The sequence below is a fragment of the Herbiconiux sp. VKM Ac-1786 genome (assembly GCF_015350805.1).
Classification (GTDB): domain Bacteria; phylum Actinomycetota; class Actinomycetes; order Actinomycetales; family Microbacteriaceae; genus Herbiconiux.
In genome coordinates this window covers 1,701,498-1,720,600 of record NZ_JADKSG010000001.1, presented here as the reverse complement: position 1 = coordinate 1,720,600, position 19,103 = coordinate 1,701,498, and the positions used below count along the sequence as shown (strand labels likewise).

15 protein-coding genes are annotated in these 19,103 nt (G+C 73.6%); 10 read left to right on the top strand and 5 right to left on the bottom strand.

Annotation, left to right across the window (positions count from 1 at the left end; all coding sequences use genetic code 11):
• Positions 1 to 41 precede the first annotated feature (41 nt).
• Both ITJ64_RS08475 and ITJ64_RS08470 read left to right on the top strand, forming a co-directional pair.
• On the top strand, positions 42 to 2,225 hold the full coding sequence (locus ITJ64_RS08475; RefSeq protein WP_194680212.1) for an alpha-galactosidase: 2,184 nt from the start codon (positions 42 to 44) through the stop codon (positions 2,223 to 2,225).
• A 54-nt stretch (positions 2,226 to 2,279) separates the two neighbouring features.
• Positions 2,280 to 3,491 carry an ROK family transcriptional regulator gene (locus ITJ64_RS08470; protein WP_194680211.1) on the top strand — a complete coding sequence of 404 codons (1,212 nt, stop codon included), beginning with the start codon at positions 2,280 to 2,282 and terminating at the stop codon, positions 3,489 to 3,491.
• Here the strand turns inward: ITJ64_RS08470 and ITJ64_RS08465 are convergent.
• Entirely contained in the window at positions 3,488 to 4,168 is a 681-nt protein-coding gene (locus ITJ64_RS08465) for a GntR family transcriptional regulator (RefSeq protein ID WP_194680210.1), read from the bottom strand. The two genes, ITJ64_RS08470 and ITJ64_RS08465, sit on opposite strands and share 4 nt — an antisense overlap.
• A gap of 69 nt (positions 4,169 to 4,237) precedes the next feature.
• Here ITJ64_RS08465 and ITJ64_RS08460 point away from each other — a divergent pair, with 69 nt between their 5' ends.
• The 6 genes from ITJ64_RS08460 (at position 4,238) to ITJ64_RS08435 (ending at position 11,516) form a co-directional block, all read left to right on the top strand.
• A complete protein-coding gene (locus ITJ64_RS08460) occupies positions 4,238 to 5,332 on the top strand; it encodes a substrate-binding domain-containing protein (RefSeq protein WP_228507754.1) in 1,095 nt (364 codons plus the stop codon).
• A 108-nt stretch (positions 5,333 to 5,440) separates the two neighbouring features.
• Complete coding sequence (locus ITJ64_RS08455; protein WP_194680209.1) at positions 5,441 to 6,529, top strand: mandelate racemase/muconate lactonizing enzyme family protein; 1,089 nt, start codon at positions 5,441 to 5,443, stop codon at positions 6,527 to 6,529.
• A complete protein-coding gene (locus tag ITJ64_RS08450; RefSeq protein WP_370545099.1) occupies positions 6,526 to 7,566 on the top strand; it encodes an ABC transporter permease in 1,041 nt (346 codons plus the stop codon). Before ITJ64_RS08455 ends, ITJ64_RS08450 begins: the two co-directional genes overlap by 4 nt.
• The gene (locus ITJ64_RS08445; RefSeq protein WP_194680208.1) at positions 7,563 to 8,594 is read left to right on the top strand and encodes an ABC transporter permease; all 1,032 of its coding nucleotides are present in this window, start codon (positions 7,563 to 7,565) and stop codon (positions 8,592 to 8,594) included. Before ITJ64_RS08450 ends, ITJ64_RS08445 begins: the two co-directional genes overlap by 4 nt.
• Positions 8,591 to 10,165 carry a sugar ABC transporter ATP-binding protein gene (locus ITJ64_RS08440; RefSeq protein WP_194680207.1) on the top strand — a complete coding sequence of 525 codons (1,575 nt, stop codon included), beginning with the start codon at positions 8,591 to 8,593 and terminating at the stop codon, positions 10,163 to 10,165. The genes ITJ64_RS08445 and ITJ64_RS08440 overlap by 4 nt, the downstream gene beginning before the upstream one ends.
• Positions 10,152 to 11,516 carry an MFS transporter gene (locus tag ITJ64_RS08435; protein WP_194680206.1) on the top strand — a complete coding sequence of 455 codons (1,365 nt, stop codon included), beginning with the start codon at positions 10,152 to 10,154 and terminating at the stop codon, positions 11,514 to 11,516. The genes ITJ64_RS08440 and ITJ64_RS08435 overlap by 14 nt, the downstream gene beginning before the upstream one ends.
• A gap of 80 nt (positions 11,517 to 11,596) precedes the next feature.
• On the opposite strand, the gene ITJ64_RS08430 is transcribed toward ITJ64_RS08435, so the two are convergent.
• The 4 genes from ITJ64_RS08430 to ITJ64_RS08415 are packed head-to-tail and all read right to left on the bottom strand — an operon-like array spanning position 11,597 to position 16,633.
• Positions 11,597 to 12,514: an SDR family oxidoreductase gene (locus tag ITJ64_RS08430; RefSeq protein ID WP_194680205.1), complete on the bottom strand. Its 918-nt coding sequence runs from the start codon at positions 12,512 to 12,514 to the stop codon at positions 11,597 to 11,599.
• A gap of 46 nt (positions 12,515 to 12,560) precedes the next feature.
• Positions 12,561 to 13,109 carry a hypothetical protein gene (locus tag ITJ64_RS08425; RefSeq protein ID WP_194680204.1) on the bottom strand — a complete coding sequence of 183 codons (549 nt, stop codon included), beginning with the start codon at positions 13,107 to 13,109 and terminating at the stop codon, positions 12,561 to 12,563.
• An 18-nt stretch (positions 13,110 to 13,127) separates the two neighbouring features.
• On the bottom strand, positions 13,128 to 14,483 hold the full coding sequence (locus ITJ64_RS08420) for a glycosyltransferase (RefSeq protein WP_194680203.1): 1,356 nt from the start codon (positions 14,481 to 14,483) through the stop codon (positions 13,128 to 13,130).
• Positions 14,480 to 16,633: a glycosyltransferase gene (locus ITJ64_RS08415; protein ID WP_194680202.1), complete on the bottom strand. Its 2,154-nt coding sequence runs from the start codon at positions 16,631 to 16,633 to the stop codon at positions 14,480 to 14,482. The genes ITJ64_RS08420 and ITJ64_RS08415 overlap by 4 nt, the downstream gene beginning before the upstream one ends.
• A 153-nt stretch (positions 16,634 to 16,786) precedes the next feature.
• Between ITJ64_RS08415 and ITJ64_RS08410 the strand changes: the two genes are divergently transcribed.
• Both ITJ64_RS08410 and ITJ64_RS08405 read left to right on the top strand, forming a co-directional pair.
• Entirely contained in the window at positions 16,787 to 18,070 is a 1,284-nt protein-coding gene (locus ITJ64_RS08410; protein ID WP_194680201.1) for a polysaccharide pyruvyl transferase family protein, read from the top strand.
• Positions 18,071 to 18,079: 9 nt separating this feature from the next.
• Positions 18,080 to 19,102 carry an LLM class flavin-dependent oxidoreductase gene (locus ITJ64_RS08405; protein ID WP_194680200.1) on the top strand — a complete coding sequence of 341 codons (1,023 nt, stop codon included), beginning with the start codon at positions 18,080 to 18,082 and terminating at the stop codon, positions 19,100 to 19,102.
• Position 19,103 lies beyond the last annotated feature (1 nt).

Genomic DNA, 19,103 nt, shown 5'->3' with positions numbered 1-19,103 from the left:
AATAATTGATGCTGTCAAATAATTCGACGGAGAAGGACGAGATGAGCTCTGTACCCCACCGCATCCCCCACCTGCGCGCGGCGGGGGTGTCCCTCGTCGTCGACGCGACGGGCGACGCCCCGTCGGTGCTGCACTGGGGCCGTGATCTCGGCCCGCTCTCCGACGCGGAGCTGGAGGCCCTCCGGCTGACCTCGGGCACGGCCCGGCTGCACAACGCGCCCGACGTGGCGCGGCGGTTCCCGCTGCTGCCCGGGGAGCGCCACGACTGGTCGGGCGTGCCAGGGCTGAGCGGGCACCGCGCGGGCGGGGCGACGACGCCGCGGCCGGTGCTGCGCGAGGTTCTCGCCGATGTGCAGGATGCCGGCGGCTCGATCGAGTTCCGCTTCGACGACGCGGTCAGCGGCCTCGCGATCCGGCAGCGGGTGACCCTCGAACCCAGCGGTCTCGTCGGGGTGTCCACCTCGATCGACTCGATCGCACAGGCGGGCGACGCCCCCTACGACCTGGCCGGGCTCGTGGCGCAGCTGCCGCTGCCGGCCCGGGCCACGGAGATCCTCGACTTCACCGGCAAGTGGAGCCGCGAGCGCGAACCGCAGCGCACCCCGGTGCGCGACGGCCTGCACGCCCGCGAGGTGCGCCGCGGCAAGCCCGGCGTCGACTCGCCGTACCTGATGGCGGCGGGTACCCCGGGCTTCGGGGCGGGCCACGGCGAGGTCTGGGCGATGCACGTCGCCTGGAGCGGCGACCAGCGCTGGTTCGTCGAGCGGCTGCCCGAGGGTGCCGGCGCGGCCTCGGCCGTGCTCGGCGGCGGCGAGCTGGTGCGGCCGGGCGAGATCCGGCTGGCCGCCGGCGAGACGTACTCGACGCCGCTCGTGCTGTTCGCCTGGTCGGGCGAGGGCCTGGACGGGATCGCCGACCGCTTCCACGACCACGTGCGCGCCGACCGCCGGCGGCCGGGCGCCCAGCCGCTCGTGCTGAACACCTGGGAGGCGGTCTACTTCGACCACGAGCTCCCCCGGCTGATCGACCTCGTCGACCGCGCCGCCTCGATCGGCGTGGAGCGGATCGTGCTCGACGACGGCTGGTTCCGCGGCCGCCGCGACGACAAGGCAGGGCTCGGCGACTGGCAGATCGACGAGGGCGTCTGGCCCGACGGGCTCGGCCCGTTCGCCGACCGGGTGCGATCGCACGGGATGCAGTTCGGGCTCTGGTTCGAGCCCGAGATGATCAACCTCGACTCCGAGCTGGCGCGCGCGCATCCGGACTGGGTGCTCGGCCCGGCGGCCGGCCTCGGCACCTCGAGCCGGCACCAGTACGTGCTCGACATCGCGCATCCCGAGGCCTTCGACTACCTGCTCGAGGCCATCTCGGCACTGGTCGAGCGGTACGCGATCGACTTCCTGAAGTGGGACCACAACCGCGATCTGATGGAGGCCACCCGGCAGACCGCCGGCGGGGCGCCCGGCGTGCACGCGCAGACCCTCGCGCTCTACGCCCTGCTCGACGCGCTGCGGGGCCGCTTCCCCGCGCTCGAGATCGAGTCCTGCGCCTCGGGCGGCGGCCGCGTCGACCTCGGCGTGCTCGCGCGCACCGACCGCGTCTGGACCTCGGACTGCAACGACCCGATCGAGCGGCAGCGCATCCAGCGCTGGTCGGAGCTGCTGCTGCCGCCCGAGCTCCTCGGCTCGCACGTCGGCGCCGAGCGCTCGCACACGACGCACCGCTCGGCCGACCTGTCGTTCCGGCTCGCCACCGCGCTGTTCGCCTCGGCGGGCATCGAGTGGGACATCACACGCTGCACCGCGGAGGAGCTCGAGGCGCTCCGCCGCTGGGGCGGGCTCTACAAGGAGATCCGCGAGCTCGTCGCCACGGGCCGCCGGGTGCACGCCGACCTGCCCGACGACGAGACCCTGCTGCACGGCAGCGTGGCCGCCGACGGCTCCCGGGCGCTCTACGTCTGGGCCCGGCTCGACACCTCGGCCGCCGGCCAGTCGGGGCGGGTGCGGATGCCCGGGCTCGACGCCTCGGCGAGCTACCGGGTTGCCGTGCGCGACGAGCTCGGGGCCGTGGCGCTGCACCAGGGCGAGGGGCCGGAGTGGTTCGACGCGGCCCGCGCGGGCGGCGTGGAGCTGCCGGGCACGGTGCTCGCCGTGGCCGGGGTGCCGCTGCCCACGCTCGATCCGGCGCAGGCCGTGCTGCTCGATCTCCGGAGGATCGACGACTAGCGGGCGTCGCGGCCCCGCGACCGGCAGAATGGGGTGCACGACGGAAGGGTCGCGATGAGCAGCGTGCGGATCGGGCAGCGGGCGGACGAGGCGCTGCGCGTGCTCGGGGCCGCGTCGCCGGCCGCCGTGGACATCTTCACGGGCATCCTGACCCACGGCCCGCTCTCGCGCACCGACGTCGCCCGGGCCACGGGGCTGTCGCAGGCCGCCGTCACCAAGGCCGTGGCGCCGATGATCGCGGCCGGGCTGATCGTCGACCACGACCCGGCACCGCGGGGCGGCCCCCGCGGCCGGCCGGCGAACCCGATCAAGGTCGACCCGGCGTCGCTCGTGGTGCTCGGCATCAAGGTGAACCCCGGCGAGGTGATCGGGGTCGCCACCGACCTGGGGGCACGGCTGCTCGTCTCGGCCCATCAGCCGGTCGGCCGCTCCTTCGACGCCGTGGTCGAGGGCGTCGCCGAGATCGCCGAGCGGCTCTGCGCCCTGCTCGGCGACCGGCGCGAGCGGCTGGCCGGGGTGGGCGTCTCGGTGTCGGGCGACGTCGACTCCCGGAACGGCGTCGTGCGGGAGTCGGCCCTGCTCGGCTGGACCGGGGAGCCCCTCGGCGCCGCTCTCACCGAGCGGCTCGGCCTGCCCGTGCTGATCGAGAACGACGTGCGGGCGCTGACCGTCGCCGAGCACTGGTTCGGCGAGGGCGTCGGCACGAGCTCGTTCGCCATCATCACGATCGGCAGCGGCATCGGCTGCGGCCTGCACGTCAACGGCGAGGTCGTGGAGGGCGCCTTCGGGGTGGCGGGCGAGATCGGGCACCTGCCGCTGACGTCCGAGCGGTTCGTCTGCACCTGCGGCCGGCGCGGCTGCGTCGAGGCGGTGGCGTCGACCGGCGCGATCGTGCGCGCGGTGGCCGAGGCGGGCGGGGTGCGGGACGGGCATCCGGTCGCCTCGATCGACGAGGCCGTGGCGCTCGCCCACGAGGGCGACCCCGCGGCCGTCGAGGTGTTCGACCGGGCCGGCACCGTCATCGGCACGGCCATCGCGACGGTCGCGAACCTGACGGGGCCCGAGATCGTGCTGATCACGGGCGAGGCCGTCGCCGACTACGACCTCTACGACCAGCGGCTGCGCGCCGCCTTCGAGGCCCACGCGTTCGGCGCAGCGGGGCGCTGCCGGATCGTGCTGCGCCCGCACGCCTTCGAGGACTGGGCGCGTGGCGCGGCGGCCGCGGTGCTGCAGGGCATCGTGCAGCAGCGGCACCCGAGGGTCTAGTGAGCCGCGGCCTCCGTACCCAGCACCCGGCCGAGCGAGAGGTCGAGGTGCTCGCGCATCGCCTCGGCGGCCCGCTCCGGATCGGAGTCGCGGATCGCCCGCACGATCTCGACGTGCTCGTCGAGCGTGCCGTGCCCGTAGCTGCCCGCGTACGACAGCCGGAAGATGTGCAGGTGGCAGTGGGTGCGCGCGTAGGTGCGACTGATCAGCCGATTGCCCGCGGTGTCGAAGACCAGGCCGTGCAGCCGCTCGTCGTGCGCCGACAGCGCCCCGGCCGGCAGGGCGGCGGGATGCCCGTTGAGCGTCGCCAGCTCCGCGTCGAAGGCCTGGAGCGCCGCGTCGTCGCGGCGCCGGGCCGCCGAGGCCGCGGCCGCCGGCTCGAGCAGCATGCGCAGCTCGTAGAGCTCGATCAGCTCGTCGCGGGTGAGCAGCTCGGTGGTGCGGTAGCCCCGCAACGGCACCTTCACGACGAGCCCCTCCGACTCCAGCCCGGCGAGCGCCTCGCGCACCGGGGTGGGCGAGACGGAGAGCTGCCGGGCGGCGTCGTCGATGTTGATGCGCGCACCGGGCGGGATGGCGCCGGACATGATCAGCCCGCGCAGGTGCTGATGCACCTCGGTCGGCCGCGGAGCGCCGGGCACGGCGCCGAGCGAGTCGAGATACTGCCCCTCGAGCATCCGTCGCTCCCTCCTGCTTGACAGGACCCAATCTATCGTGGAGCATGGCGGAAATCCTATAGGATTCGAATGACGACCGATGATGACCTGATGGCCCGCACCGATGGAGGCTCAACGATGAGACGCACCACCCTTCCCCTCGCCGTCACGGCGATCACGGCCGCGGCGCTGCTGCTGTCCGGCTGCACCCCCCAGGCGTCGACGGGCGGCGGCGGCGAGGCCGCCGGACTCGACACCGTGAAGGTCGCGCTCGTGCCGGGCGGCCCGCACCCCTACTTCCAGCCGTGGATCGCGGCGGCCGACCAGGCCAAGACCGACTTCGGCCTGGGCGACGCGACCTTCAACGAAACCGCCGGGTGGGACCAGACGAAGGAGAACGACGTCATCAACTCCCTCGTGGCCAACGGCTACAACGCCTTCGGCGTGTTCGGCGTCTCGCCGACCGACATCAACTCGACGTTCCAGAACCTGAAGCAGAACGGCATCGCGACCGCCGCTCTCGGCTCGTGCCCGGCCGGCGACACCAACGACGCCGACTTCTGCCTCTCGACCGACACCGAGGCGGCCGCCTACAAGGCGGCCCAGGCCACCATCGAGGCGATGGGCGGCAGCGGGGTGCTCGCGCACCTCACCGGGGTCAACGTCGACTCCAACACCCAGCGCCGCATCGCGGGCGTGAAGAAGGCGGTCGAGGAGACGAACGGCGCGGTCACGCTGCTGCCCGACGTGACCGACATCGACACCGACATCACCACCGCCCAGAAGGCCGTCGCCGACCTGCTCGCCTCGAAGGGCAGCGAGATCACCGGCATCGTCTCGACCGCCTACAACCCGGCGGTCGCCGCGGCCACCGCGGTGAAGGAGTCGGGCCTGCCGATCACGCTCGTCGCCATCGACGACGACGAGACGATCCTGGCCGCGATCGAGGACGGCTCGGTCTACGCCACCATCGCGCAGAACCCGACCGGGCAGGCCTACGTCGGCAGCTACGCCCTGGCGAAGCTGGCCAGCAAGGAGTGCACGATGTCCGACCCGGGCGCGATCATCGACTCCGGCTCGTTCGTGGTGACGAAGGAGAACGTGGCGAGCTACGACGACGAGCGCACCGCCGCGAGCGAGCAGCTGATGAAGGACTTCGACGCCGACCACCTCGCCTGCTCCTGACCCGCCGCACCGTGACCCGCCGCACCCACTGACCCGCCGCACCTACTGACCCGCCGCGCTCGCGGCCCGTCCTTCCGGCCGCCCGCGGCCGCCGTCCCGGAGGCACCGATGCCGACCATCACCACCGCCCGCGCCCGCCTCGTCGACCTCGAGGTCGAGACCGTGCGCACCGACGCCGTGCAGAGCTTCGTCAAGCAGGAGACGGTCTTCGTCGAGATCGACACCGACGACGGCCTGACCGGAACCGGTTACTCGTACACGATCGGCACGGGCGGCCGGGCGGTGCTGTCGATGCTGCGCGACCACCTGCTCGACCTCCTGCCCGGCCAGGACGCGGCGAACGTCGAGGCGATCTGGCACCGCCTCTTCGCCTCGACCCGCGCGACCACGACGGGGGCGATCACCTCGCTCGCCCTCGCCGCGGTCGATACGGCGCTCTGGGACCTCAAGTCGCTCCGAGCCGGTGCGCCGCTCTGGCAGACGGCCGGCGGGTTCCGCCGCGACGTCCCGCTCTACGACACCGAGGGCGGATGGCTGCACCTCTCGACCGACGAGCTCGTCGAGGGCGCGCGGCGATCCCGCGCGGCCGGCTGGGCGGGGCTGAAGATCAAGGTGGGCATGCCCCACGTGGCCGACGACGTCGAGCGGCTGCGGGCCGTGCGCGACGCCGTGGGCGACCGGATGGACCTGATGGTCGACGCGAACCAGTCGATGACGGGAGCCGAGGCCGCGCGGCGGGCGCGGGCCTTCGAGCCGCTCGACCTGTTCTGGCTCGAGGAGCCGCTGCCGGCGGACGACATCGAGGGGCACGCCCGGCTGGCGCGCAGCACGAGCATCCCGATCGCGGTGGGCGAGTCGATGTACTCGGTGGCCCAGTTCCGCGAGTACCTCGAGCGCGGTGCGGCCGGAGTGGTGCAGGTCGACGTCGCCCGGGTCGGGGGCATCACCCCGTGGCTGAAGGTCGCGCACCTCGCCGAGGCCTTCAACGTCGCGGTCTGCCCGCACTTCCTGATGGAGCTGCACGTGAGCCTCGTCGGAGCGGTGCCGAACGGCCGCTACGTCGAGTACATCCCCCAGCTGCGCGCCATCACCCACGGGGAGCTGGAGATCGTCGACGGGCGGGCGCTCGCCCCGCTGCAGCCCGGTCTCGGCATCTGCTGGGACCTCGACGCGATCGACGACCGGATCGTCGCGTGAGATCCCGCCCCGCCGTGCTGCGCTGGCTGGCGACCCCGCGCTTCGTGCTGATCGCCATCATCGTCGTGCTGGTCGCGGTGCTGATCGTCCTCAAGCCGTCGTTCCTGAACGGCGCCTTCGTGCTCGCCCCCCTGATCACCTCGATCGCGGTCTTCACGGTCGTCGGGCTCGCCCAGATGACGGTGCTCTCGATCGGCCACATGAACATCGCGGTCGGCCAGATGGCGGCGTTCGGGGCGATGGTCTCGGGCATCTCGTTCGACCTGCTCGCCCTGCCGCTGGTGGCCGGCATCCTGCTCGGCCTCGTCGCCGGCGCCGCCATCGGGGCGCTGACCGGCTGGATCATCGCCCGCACCGGCGTCAACTCCTTCATCGTCACGCTCGCCATGAGCTTCGCGCTGCTCGGCCTCGTGCCCACGGTCTACTCGGCGCTCAGCACCGGCTCCGCCTTCGTGGTGAAGCCCGAGGGCTTCGACCTGCTCGGGCGCAGCTCCTTCGCCTCCGTCTGCCTCGCCGGCTGGTGCGGGCCGGCCGCCATCCCACTGATGGTCGTGCCGGTGCTCGTGGTGATGGCCCTGATCGGGCTGCTCTACCAGCGCACGCGCTACGGCCGGGAGCTGCTGCTGACGGGCAGCAACGTCACCGCCGCGGAGCTGTCGGGCATCCCGACCTCGCGGCGGATCGTGCTGGCCCACACGCTCTCGGGCACGCTCGCGGCGCTGGCGGGCATCCTGCTGGCCACCAGCATCGGCTCGTTCACGCCCTCGATCGGCGACGAGTTCATGCTGCAGTCGTTCGTCGGGCCGATCCTCGGCGGCACGCTGCTGGCCGGCGGCTACGTCTCGGTGGTCGGCACCTTCCTCGGCATCACGCTGACGCTCGTCATCCGCAAGGGGCTCGAGCTGTTCGGGGTCGGCATCGAGACGCTGAACGTGCTGCTCGGGGTCATCCTGCTCGTCGCGCTGTCGGCCGACCGGGTGCGGGAGATCCGGCTCCGGCGGGGCCGCACCCCCGACGCCGAGGAGGTGCCGGCATGAGCCGCGTGCGCCGCTCCGGCCGCCGCCCGGTGCTGCGGTCGCAGAGCATCACCCTGATCGCCATCGTCGTCGCCGGCACCGTGCTGCTCGGCATCGCCTCGGGCGGAGACCTCTTCTCCCCCGTCGGCATCCGCACCTTCTTCCAGTTCCTGGCCGTGCCCATCCTGATCGGCCTGGCGCAGATGATCACGGTCGCCGTCGGCCAGCTGAACCTCGCGGTCGGCGCCATCGGCGGGGTGGCCGCGGCCCTCGCGGCCGTGCTGATGGCCGACGTCGGCGTGCCGCCGCTGATCGGGGCGCTCGTGCCGCTCGTGGTGGGCGCCCTGGCCGGACTCGCCAACGGCTGGCTCGTGGTGCTCACCCGCATCAACGGCTTCATCGTGACGCTGGCGACCATGACCATCCTGCTCGGCGCCCAGTACGCCCTCGTCGGCACGCGCACCGTCTCGGCCGACAACTGGCAGCCGCTCGCCGCCGTGGGCCGGGCCACCGTGCTCGGCGTTCCGCTGATCTTCCTCGCCGCCGTCGCGGTCGCGGTGGTCGTCGCCTTGGCGTTCCGGTACACCCGGTCGGGCCGCCGGCTGCTCGCGAGCGGCGACAACCCCGAGGCGGCCCGGCTGCTCGGCATCTCCAACGACCGCAGCGTCGTGCTCGCCCACACCGCCTCCGGCCTGCTCTGCGGCGTCGCCGCGCTGGTCAGCCTCGCCGCTCTGCCCGGGGTGAACCAGAGCGTCGGCGGCGACTGGCTGCTGCCGAGCTTCGCCGCCCCGATCATCGGCGGCGTCGCGCTGACCGGTGGCACGGTCGCCGTGCTCGGCACGGTGCTCGCCGCCACGGTCGTGCGGCTCGTCGACACCGCGCGCGCCGAGTTCCAGCTCGCGCCCGCCTGGGTCAACTTCGTGATCGGCGCCGTGGTGCTCGGCACCGTCGCCCTCGACCGCGTGCGGCAGGTGCGCGCCGAGCGGCGGCGCGGCGCCGCCCGGGCTCAGGATGCTCCCGCCACCGACACCCTGGAGGCCGCCCGATGACCGTCCCCGCCCTCGAGGCCCGCACGATCTCGAAGTCCTTCCCCGGCGTGAAGGCGCTCGACGAGGTGTCGCTGACGATGCTGCCCGGCTCGGTGCACGCGCTGCTCGGCGAGAACGGCGCCGGCAAGTCGACGCTGATCAAGGCGCTCACGGGCGTGCACCGGCCCGACGGCGGACGCATCCTGCTGCCGGGCGCCGACGGCCGCCTCGCCGAGGTCCAGCTCACCGATCCGGCCGCCGCCCGCGACGCCGGGATCGGCGTGGTGCATCAGGAGCGGAACGTCATCCGCGGGTTCACCGTGGCCGAGAACATCGTGCTCGGCCGCATGCCCCGGCGGGCGGGCCGCATCGACTGGGCCCGCGCCCATGACGAGGCGGCGGCCTGCCTCGCGCAGCTCGAGGTCGACCTCGACCCCGCGACGCCGATCGCCGAGCTCTCGTCGGCCCAGATGCAGCTCGTCGAGATCGCCCGGGCGCTGTTCACCGAGACCCGGGTGCTGCTGCTCGACGAGCCGACCGCGTCGATCAGCGGCGCCGAGAGCGACCGGCTGTTCCGCGTGGTCGACCGGCTGCGCGACGAGGGGGCCGCGATCCTGTTCGTCAGCCACAAGCTCGAGGAGGTCTACGCGCACTGCGACACGGTCACCGTGCTCCGCGACGGCCGCTCGGTGCTGGAGTCCCAGCCGCTGTCGGCGCACTCGCACGACGAGATCGTCGACACGATGGTGGGGCGGGCGCTCGGCTCGCTCACCGTGCCCTCGCGGCCGGCACCCCGGAGCGAGGCCCCCGCGCTGGAGCTGTCGTCGGTGACGACGACCGCCGGGCACCACGGGGTGTCGCTCAGCGTGCGTCCCGGCGAGATCGTCGGCCTGTACGGCCTGGTCGGCGCCGGCCGCACCGAGCTCGCCCGCGCGATCGTGGGCCTGGAGCGGATCACCGCGGGAGAGCTGCGGGTCGAGGGGGTGCCGGCGCGCATCCGCTCGGTGCGTCAGGCGCTGCACCGGCATCGCATCGGCTACGTGACCGAGAACCGCAAGGAGGAGGGCGTCTTCCTCGAGCAGAGCATCACGCGGAACATCGCCGTGACGGTGTGGCCCGAGCTGCAGCGCGGGCCGGGGCTGATCAGCGCCCGGCGCGAACGCGAGCTGGTGGCGCGCTTCGTCGACGACCTCGACATCCGCATCTCGTCGCAGAGCCAGCTGGCCGGGCGGCTCTCGGGCGGCAACCAGCAGAAGGTCTCGCTGGCGAAGTGGCTCGCGGCCTCGCCGCGCATCCTGATCATCGACGAACCGACGATCGGCATCGACCTGCGCACGAAGCGGTCGTTCTACGAGCTGATCTGGCGGCTCGCCGACGAGGGCATGGCGATCCTGCTGATCTCGAGCGACCTCGCCGAGATGATCACCCTGGCCGACCGGATCGCCGTGATGGACCGCTTCGCCATCACCGGTGAGCGCACGAACACCCACGAGTACGACAGCATGAGCCAGGAGATCATCCGGCTGATCCATTCGCACGGGGCGGAGGCGGGGCCGGTCGGCGAGGAGGAGGGCATCGATGTCGCGGGCTGAGGTGACGACGACGGGCGTGAACCGGCGGGTGGCGGCCGCCGCGCTCGTGGGGTCGGCGCTGGAGTGGTACGACTTCTACCTCTACGGCACGGCCGCCGCGCTGGTGTTCAACCGGATCATCTTCACCGACGCCGATCCGACGGTGGCGACCCTCGCGGCCTTCGCGACGCTCGCCGTGGGCTACTTCATCCGGCCGCTCGGCGGGCTGATCTTCGGACGGCTGGGCGACACGGTCGGCCGCAAGAACGTGCTCGTCATCACGCTGCTGGTGATGGGGGTGTCGACGGTCGCCATGGCGTTCGTGCCGACCTACGAGCAGGTGGGCGTCTGGGCGCCGATCATCCTCGTGCTGCTGCGGGCGGTGCAGGGCATCGGGGCGGGCGCCGAGTTCGGCGGGGCCGCGATCCTCTCGGTCGAGAGCGCCCCGGCGCGCTCGCGCGGGCTGCAGGGGGCGTGGCCGGCGGTCGGCGTCTACCTCGGACTGCTGCTCGCGTCGGGGGCGTTCGCGCTCGTGACGCAGCTGCCCGAGGACGACTTCCTCAGCTGGGGCTGGCGCATCCCGTTCGCGGCGAGCGTCGTGGTGATCGCGGTGGCGCTGTTCATCCGGCTGAAGCTCGCCGAGAGCCCGGCCTTCCTCGAGGCGCAGGAGCGGGCGGCCGCCCAGCCGACCGTCAAGGCGGCGCCGATCGGCTCGGTCTTCCGCTTCGAGAAGAAGGCGGCGCTCGTGCTCATCGGGGCGCAGACGCCGCAGAACGTGCTCGCCTACGTGAACCTCACCTTCCTCACCGCGTACCTCGTCGGCACCCTGAAGCTGGCGAACTCCGTCGGCCCGATCGCCGTGACGGCGGCCACCTTCGCGACGATGATCACGCTGCCGCTGTTCGGCGCGCTCTCCGACCGCGTCGGCCGGAAGCCCGTGGTGCTGTTCGGCATCGGCTTCTCGGCCCTGTTCGTCTTCCCCTACTTCGCGATCATCGACGGCACCCGATCGCCGCTCGGCATCACCCTCGCCGTCGTCGTCAGTCTCGGCGTGGGCGTCGGTGCGATGTTCGGGCCGCAGGGCGCCTACTTCTCCGAGCTGTTCACCGCCCGGGCCCGCTTCACCGGCCTCGCGTTCAGCCGCGAGGTCGCCGGCGCGCTCTCGGGCGGCCTCACACCGCTGATCGCGGTGGCGCTGGTGGCGGCGGCCTCGGGGGCGTCGTGGCTCGTGGCGCTGTTCGTCATCGCGGCCTGCGCCGTCGGCTTCGCGGCCACCGCGCTCGGCCCCGAGACGCGCGGCCGCTCGCTCGAGGCGCTCACGCCGGTCGAGCTGGCGGCCTCGACCCCGCCCCGCGGCCCCCTCCCCCGCTGACCCGGCCGGTTCGCGCACGCCTCGCGGGCGCCGACCTCGTCACGGGCTCGAAGGCCCCGAGGAGTGCGGGGAGCATCCGCTCAGGGGGTGGGCATCGCGCCGTTGACGTTGAGGGTCTCGCCCGAGACGTAGCTCGACTCGGCCGAGGCGAGGAAGACGTAGGCGGGCGCGAGCTCGGCCGGCTGACCGGCGCGCTGGTAGGTGCTCTCGTCGTCGAAGGCCGTCATCTGCTCGTCGCTGACGCCGCCCGAGACCTGCAGTGCGGTCCAGGTCGGGCCCGGTGCCACGACGTTCACGCGGATGCCCCGCGGCGCCAGCTGCTGCGCCAGCCCCTTCGAGAGGTTGTTGATGGCGGCCTTCGTGGCGGCGTAGTCGACCCGCTCGGGTGAGGGCTGGTAGGCCTCGAGCGACGCGGTGCTGATGATGGATGCTCCGGCCGGCAGGTGCGGCAGGGCGGCCTTGGTGATCCAGAAGTTGGCGAAGACGTTGGTGCGGAAGGTCTGCTCGAACTGCTCGTCGGAGAGGTCCTCGAGCCGGTCGACCGCGATCTGCTTGCCCGCGTTGTTGACCAGGATGTCGAGGCCGCCGAGCTGCTCCACCGCGTCCGCGACGAGCTGCCGGCAGTGCGCCGCGTCGGTGATGTCGCCCGGCAGGCCGACACCGCGGCGCCCGGCGGCCTCGACGAGCTCGAGGACGTGGCGGGCATCCGCTTCTTCGTCGGGGAGGTAGGAGATGGCGACGTCGGCGCCCTCGCGCGCGAACGCGATCGCCACGGCGCCGCCGATGCCCGAGTCGCCGCCCGTGATCAGCGCCTTGCGGCCGACGAGCCGGCCGAGCCCGCGGTAGCTCTCCTCGCCGAGGTCGGGCACCGGCTGCATCGGGCCCTGCACGCCGGGCTCGGGCTGGTGCTGCAGCGGCGGCTCGACCCGCGCGTACCGCGTCACGGGGTTGTCGAAGCTGTACTGGTCGCGGGCGTCGTCGCTGCTGGTGGGGCTCATGTGGCCCACCGTACGCCGCCCGCCCCACCCCGGCGACGGGCTCCCGTCAGATCGCGCCCAGCCCGGCCACGAGGGGCGTCGCGCCGACCGCGAGGAAGACCGGGCCGCCCAGCACGCCGCACCAGAAGCTGGGGGCCGCGACCCGACGCGGCAGGAAGAACGCGACCACGCCGACTGCGGTGAGCAGCACGGCGGCGACGATCAGGATCGGCTGACCGAACACGACGGCGAGCGGCACGAAATGGATCCCGACGACGACCATCGCCGGGGCCGCGACCAGCTCGGCGCGCTTCGTGCGCATCAGCCACACGGCGACGGCGGCGATGACGACGACCTCGATCCACGCGACGACGATGTACCAGACGAGGGCGGGCGAGCCCGAGACGAGCGCCGAGGGCGCGTCCCAGTTCCGGAGGAGCGGCGGCAGGCCGATGCCGAGGAGCGCGAGCCCCGCGGCCTGGATCACGACCAGCACGACCCGCCAGAGCACGCCCCGCGGCGGGCGTTCGTGCGCCCACCCCGCCCAGACGAAGGCGACCAGGCCGAACAGCGCGCCGGTGAAGAGGAGGTCGCGCGGGAAGGTCACGTCGATCATGGGCTCGACGCTAGTCGATCAGTGCGGCGGGGTCACGAGGGGCGGGGCGGCGGATGCTGCCGCCCTCGCCCGCGCCGGGCCCGGCGCCGCGCGGAGCGACGCCGACAGCGCAGCGAGGCGCGCGGCGGGTTCGGGGGCGAGCGGCAGCAGCGCGGCGAGCGCCTCCGCGAGCGCGGACGGCGTCGCCGCGTTCGGGTCGAGCGCCCGCGCGAACCCCGCGTCGACGAGGGCGGCGGCCCCCGCGAACTGGTCGGTCGAGAACGGCAGCACGAGCAAGGGCACCCCGGCGGTCATCGCCTCGGTGACGCTGTTGTTGCCGCCGTGGGTGACGGCGGCGGCGGCCGCCCCGAGCAGCGCGACCTGCGGCAGGAACTCCTGCACCAGCCACGACGACGGCAGCTCCCCGAGCACCGCGCGGTCGGCCGAGCCGACGGCCAGCGCGACCCGCAGCGGGGTCGTGGCGGCGAGCGACCGCAGCGCCGAGACGACCCGCGCCAGCACGTCGTCGCGCACCGAGAGGAAGCTGCCGAAGCTGACGTACACGATCGGCTCGGGCGACGACGCGATCCACGCCTCCACCGCCCTGACCTCGTCCGCGTCCTCCGAGCGCACGGACGAGCCGATGAACGACGAGGCGGGGTAGAGGGCCCGGCGGCCGGCGTCCGCCAGCTCGACGGGGTAGTTGAACAGCAGCGTCTGGCCGTGCTCCTCGAAGGCGCTCGACGCGGGCGGTGCCGACGGGTTCAGCTCCCGCAGCGCGGCGTTCCACTCGGCGGTGAAGTTCGCGTCGACCTGCTCGCAGAGCGCCCGCAGATCCTGCAGCTCAGAAGACAGCAGCGACGACGAGAACACGGAAGGCCAGGCCGGCGGGAACCCGTACACCTCTCCCGATCCGGGCACGGGCAGGGCCGACGGATGCCCGAGCACCACGTCCACGTGCGGGATCCCCGCCGCCACCAGCGCCAGCCGGGCGCTGAACGCGAGATGGTCGACGAGGATGCGGTCGGGCGCCACGGCCGCGACCACCTCCTGCACCCGCCGCGCGGTGCGCACCGGCTCCCACATCAGATCCGACAGCCGCGCCGAGGCCTGGAACGACAGCGCGGCGACCATGCCGCGCCGAGTCGCGTCGAAGAAGCCGCGCAGCGCGTCATCCTCCCCCGCAGGCTGCTCCTCCGCCCGGATCACGCCCGGGTTCGACCCCTTGCCGAGCTGCAGCTCGACGCGCTCGAAGCCGAACGAGCGCACGATCGCATCCGTCGCCGGCCCGGTCGCGACGACGACCCGTTCGCCGGCCGCCTGCCACGCGGTGCCGAGGGTCGCGAGCGGCAGCAGGTGCGAGGCGTAGTCGGGGCTGATGATCAGCAGCGTCATGCGACGCCCGCCGCCGAGTACTCGACGTGCACGCCGTCGTAGACCCCGACCAGCGAGTCGGCCATCGCCTCGACCGTGAAGCTGCGTTCGACGGTCGCCCGCGAGGCCTCCGCCTGCCCGGGGTTCGTGCCCGACTGCGCGAGCGCGAACGCGTCCCACATCGCCAGGGCGAGCGACGAGACGTTCCAGGTCTGCGTCAGGATGCCCGTGACCCCGCGCTCCACGTAGGTCGCCGGCCCGCCGCCGTCGGGTGCCACGACGAGGAGCCCGGAGGCCATCGCCTCCAGCAGCGCGATGCCGAACTCCTCCTTCACGCTGCCGCAGACGTAGACGCCGCGCGGGGTGGCGAGCCCCGGCACGCCGAAGCGCGCCGCCGCGACCCAGCGGGCCACGGTGTCGTTCGGCCGGTGCCCCGGCAGCAGCAGCCCGTGCTCCAGCCGCAGCGCGGCCGGCACCAGCTCGTCCATCAGTGCGAGCTGCTCCCGCTCGTCGACCGAGGGGTTCTCGAGGTCGCCGCCGATCAGCAGCAGGTTCGCCTGGTCGCGGAGCGGACCGGTGGCCCACGCCTCGACGATCGACGCCATGCCCTTCACCCGGTGGAAGCGCCCGACGCTCACCAGCAGGGGCAGGCCCCGCCGCGCATCCGGAAGCCCCTCGAGCAGCGCCGAGAGCTCGGCCAGCGCGGGCGAGGCCGGCAGCCCGGAGGCGAGCGCGGCGGCCTCGGCGACCCCGCGGTCGACCACGCCGAGGTCGATGCCCTCGGGCACGACCGTGTGGCGCTCGGGGTGCGAGGTGACGTCGATGCCGACGAGCTCCCGCATGTCCTTCTCGAGCTGCGGCCGCGGGAAGAGCACGCTGTGCGCGGCGTTCGAGGCGAGCCGCTGCACCAGCCGGGTGCGGAACCAGAAGTGCTCGTTCTCGTCGACCTCGCCGAAGTTGGCGCGGGTCAGCTGGCCCGCGAGGTCCATCGAGCGGATGACGGCGTGCGGGTCGGGCGCGACCGTGAACACCACCGGCACGTCGAGCTCGCGCGCCACGTCGGCCGCGGCCAGCGAGCCCACGTCGGCCATGCGCAGGTGCAGCAGGTCGACCCCGCCGGCGGCACGCAGCATGCGACGGATGCCCCGCCGGGCCGCCACCCGCAGCGGCCACGCCGAGGCGCTGTTCACGGGGGCGCTGAGCAGCGGGATGCGGCCGTAGACGTGCCCCTCGGTGGTCGCCCGGATCGAGGCCACGCTCTCGACCGCGCCCTGCACCGAACCGCGCGACATCGTGATGACCCGCTCGACCCGCCGCTCGGAGCCCTCGTCGACGAGGGCGTCGCCGAGGCGCACGAGCAGGGTCGCGATGCCGCCGTTGTCGCCGGAACCGGCGTGGCTGAGGTCTGCGTCGATGTCGGCGTGCAGGAAGAGCTGGGCGACGGTGAGGTCGTCGTGCGGCTCCTCGCGCACGGCGGTGCCGCCCGCGAGGTCGACGAGGCCGAGCCGCGCGACGTCGGCGAGGTAACCGCCGCCCGCGGTCAGGCCGTCGAGGAAGGCGCGGATCTCGGCCGTCGCGGCCTCGTCGCGGCGCTGCCCGAGGGCGGAGACGGCGGCGACGCGCACCTGCTCGTCCTCGGTCTCGTCGGCCGCGATGGTGAGCAGGGGGCGCGTGGCGATCCGTCCGCGCACGAGGCCGAGGGTCTCGACGAGGCGGTAGCGCTCCTCGCTGCCGCGCACCCCGAGCAGGGCGCCCTCGAGACCGATGGCGATGTTCTCGGGGACGGGGAACGCCCACTGCTCGAGGGTGCGCTGGGCGAGCATCCCACCGAAGCCGCCGCCGACCACCATGGCGATCAGCCGGCCGATGGCGTCGAGCCGGGGGATGCGCGAGCCGATCGCCCACGCCGCGTGCTCGCGCAGGAAGGGGCGCTCGCTCGAGAGCAGCTGCGACAGGGCCCGGTCGGCCTGCTCGTCGAAGACCTGCGCGAGGGCGTGCGTGGCGGCGATGGCGACGAGCTGGTCGTCGTCGCGGAGGGCCGCGGACAGGATGCGGATGGTGCGCGCACCCTGGTCGCGATTGGCCTCGAAGGCCAGGTCGTCGGCCAGGCGCAGCGCGTCGACGATGTGCTCGGCGTCGCGGACGGCGTCCAGCGAAGTCTGGATTCCCATGGGGCCTCCCTCGGTCGGGCGGCCCGGGCAGGATCCGCCCGACGGGGCGGTGGACCACCCTTGATCCTAGGCCGCGGCGGCTGGGAGCAGGGCGCGATTCCGCTAGCGTGAATCCGGCGTTCCCGCCGCCCTCACCGACCCCTAGGAGCCTCGATGCGTCTCGTCCTGATCGGAGACGTCGGCGTCGTCGACGACATGATCCACATCGGCGACGAGGCGATGTTCGACGAGGCGCTGCACCAGCTGCGGCAGCGCGGCGCGACCGCCGTCACCGCGATCTCGGCGAACCCGGCCGAGACCTCCTCGCGCTACGGTGTCGACGCGGTCGCGCGCATCGGCTTCAGCGCGGGCGCCTCCCTCGACCGGGCCGCCGACGGCGAGCGGATGCGCCGGGTCCTCGACACGGCCCGCGGGCAGGGCGGCCTCCTCGCCCCCGGCGACCCCGCCCACGCGGTGATCGAGGCCGTGCGCGCGAGCGACGGCGTGCTGGTCTGCGGCGGCGGCAACATGGCCTCGACCTGGCCGCTGCACATCTTCGAACGCGCGACGCTCGGCGCGGTGGCCGAGGCGCTCGGCCGGCCGCTCGTGGTGAGCGGGCAGACGATCGGGCCCGAGCTCACGGCGGCCGACGCGTCGCTCGTGGCCTCGCTGCTGTCGTCCACGGCCGTGACCGGGCTGCGGGAGCCGTCGTCCTACGGGCTCTGCCGCGAGCTCGGGGTGCCCGAGCGGCTGCTGCGGGCGACCGTCGACGACGCGAGCTTCGTGGGGGACCGGGCATCCGTCGACTCGGCAGCCGCCCCGTACTGCGCGGTGACCTTCTCGACGCACCTGAACGGCGCCTCCCGCGACCTGTTCGCCGACGCCGCGGCCCGGCTGCTCGACGAGGTCGCGCTGTCGACCGGACTCGCGATCGTGTTCGTCGCCCACTTCGGCAGCCTCCTGGCCGACGAGGTACGGGGCGACTCGGTGCTGCACGAGGCGGTGGCCGAGCGGATGCGCGTGCCCTCCTCCGCCGTCGTGCCCCCCGACTCGGTGGCCGCCGCCGGCCTCGCGCGGCAGGCCTCGCTCGTCGTCACGAGCCGCTACCACCCCGCCGTGTTCGCGGTGTCGGGCGGGGTGCCCACGATCGGGATCGCGGTCGACGACTACACGACCGTGAAGCTGACGGGGGCGCTCGGCAACCTGGGGCAGGACGCGGTGCTGCAGCTCGGGGAGGTGCTCGGAGGGGCGGGCGGCGCGGTGCTCGACGGGGCGGGCGGCGCCTCGCGGGTGGCCGCCGACCGGGTGGCTGCCGTGTGGGCCGACCGGGCGGGCATCCGCTCGCGCGGCCTCGCCCGGGCCGAGGTCGCCCGCGCGTCGTCGGCCGCCTGGTGGGACGAGCTCGCGGCCCTGCTCGGCGGCGTCACGAAGCAGCCCGACGTCGGACGCACCGCGTAGCCTCGACGCATGCCCGCATCCGGAACCCCGCTGAAGCGCCTCGGCTTCCTCACCATCGGCCTGTTCGACCCGGCCGATCCCGCCGGCGGCCACGAGACCACGCTGCGCATCATCGAGCGCGGCGAGCAGCTCGGCTTCGACAGCGCCTGGCTTCGGCAGCGGCACCTGCAGCACGGCATCTCCTCGCCCACGGCGGTGCTCGCGGCCGCCTCGCAGCGCACCAGCCGCATCGAGCTCGGCACGGCGGTCATCCCGATCGGGGCCGAGAACCCGTTCCGGCTCGCCGAAGACCTCGCGACCGTCGACGTGCTCACCCGAGGTCGGCTGAACCCCGGCTTCTCGGCGGGGGTGCCGATGAACCTCGACCACTACCGCGACGCGATCTACCCGCACACGAGCGAGCAGGAGGACTTCGGCTACGAGCGCCTGCTGCGCTTCCGCGACTTCGTGCGGGGCGACGTCGTCAGCGACTTCTCGGGCCGCCAGGGCATCGAGGAGTTCGCCGACACCGTGCAGCCGCACGCCGAGGGGCTCGCCGACCGGCTCTGGTACGGCGGGGGCAGCAGCCGGTCGGCGTCCTGGGCGGGCGAGAACGGGTTCCACTTCCTCACCTCGAGCGTGGTGCAGGGCGAGGAGGGCGACGACTTCGCCACGAACCAGCGTGCTCAGATCCTCGCGTACCGGGCCGCGCATCCGCTGGGCTCTGCCGCACGGGTCTCGCAGGGGCTCGTCGTCATCCCCACCGACTCGGCGAGCGCCTCGCAGCGAGCGCGCTACGAGGCCTACGCCGCGAGCCGGGCCGGGCGTGTGGGCGTGCCGATGGGTCCGAAGCGGATGCTCTTCGCCGCCGATCTGGTCGGCACCTCCGCCGAGCTCGCCGACGCCCTGCACGCCGACCCGGCCTTCCAGCTCGTCGACGAGGTGGCTTTCGCGCTGCCGTTCTCGTTCGAACCCGAGGACTACGCGCAGATCATCACCGACATGGCGGAACGGCTCGGGCCCGCACTGGGGTGGGAGCCCGCGGCGCGGTAGC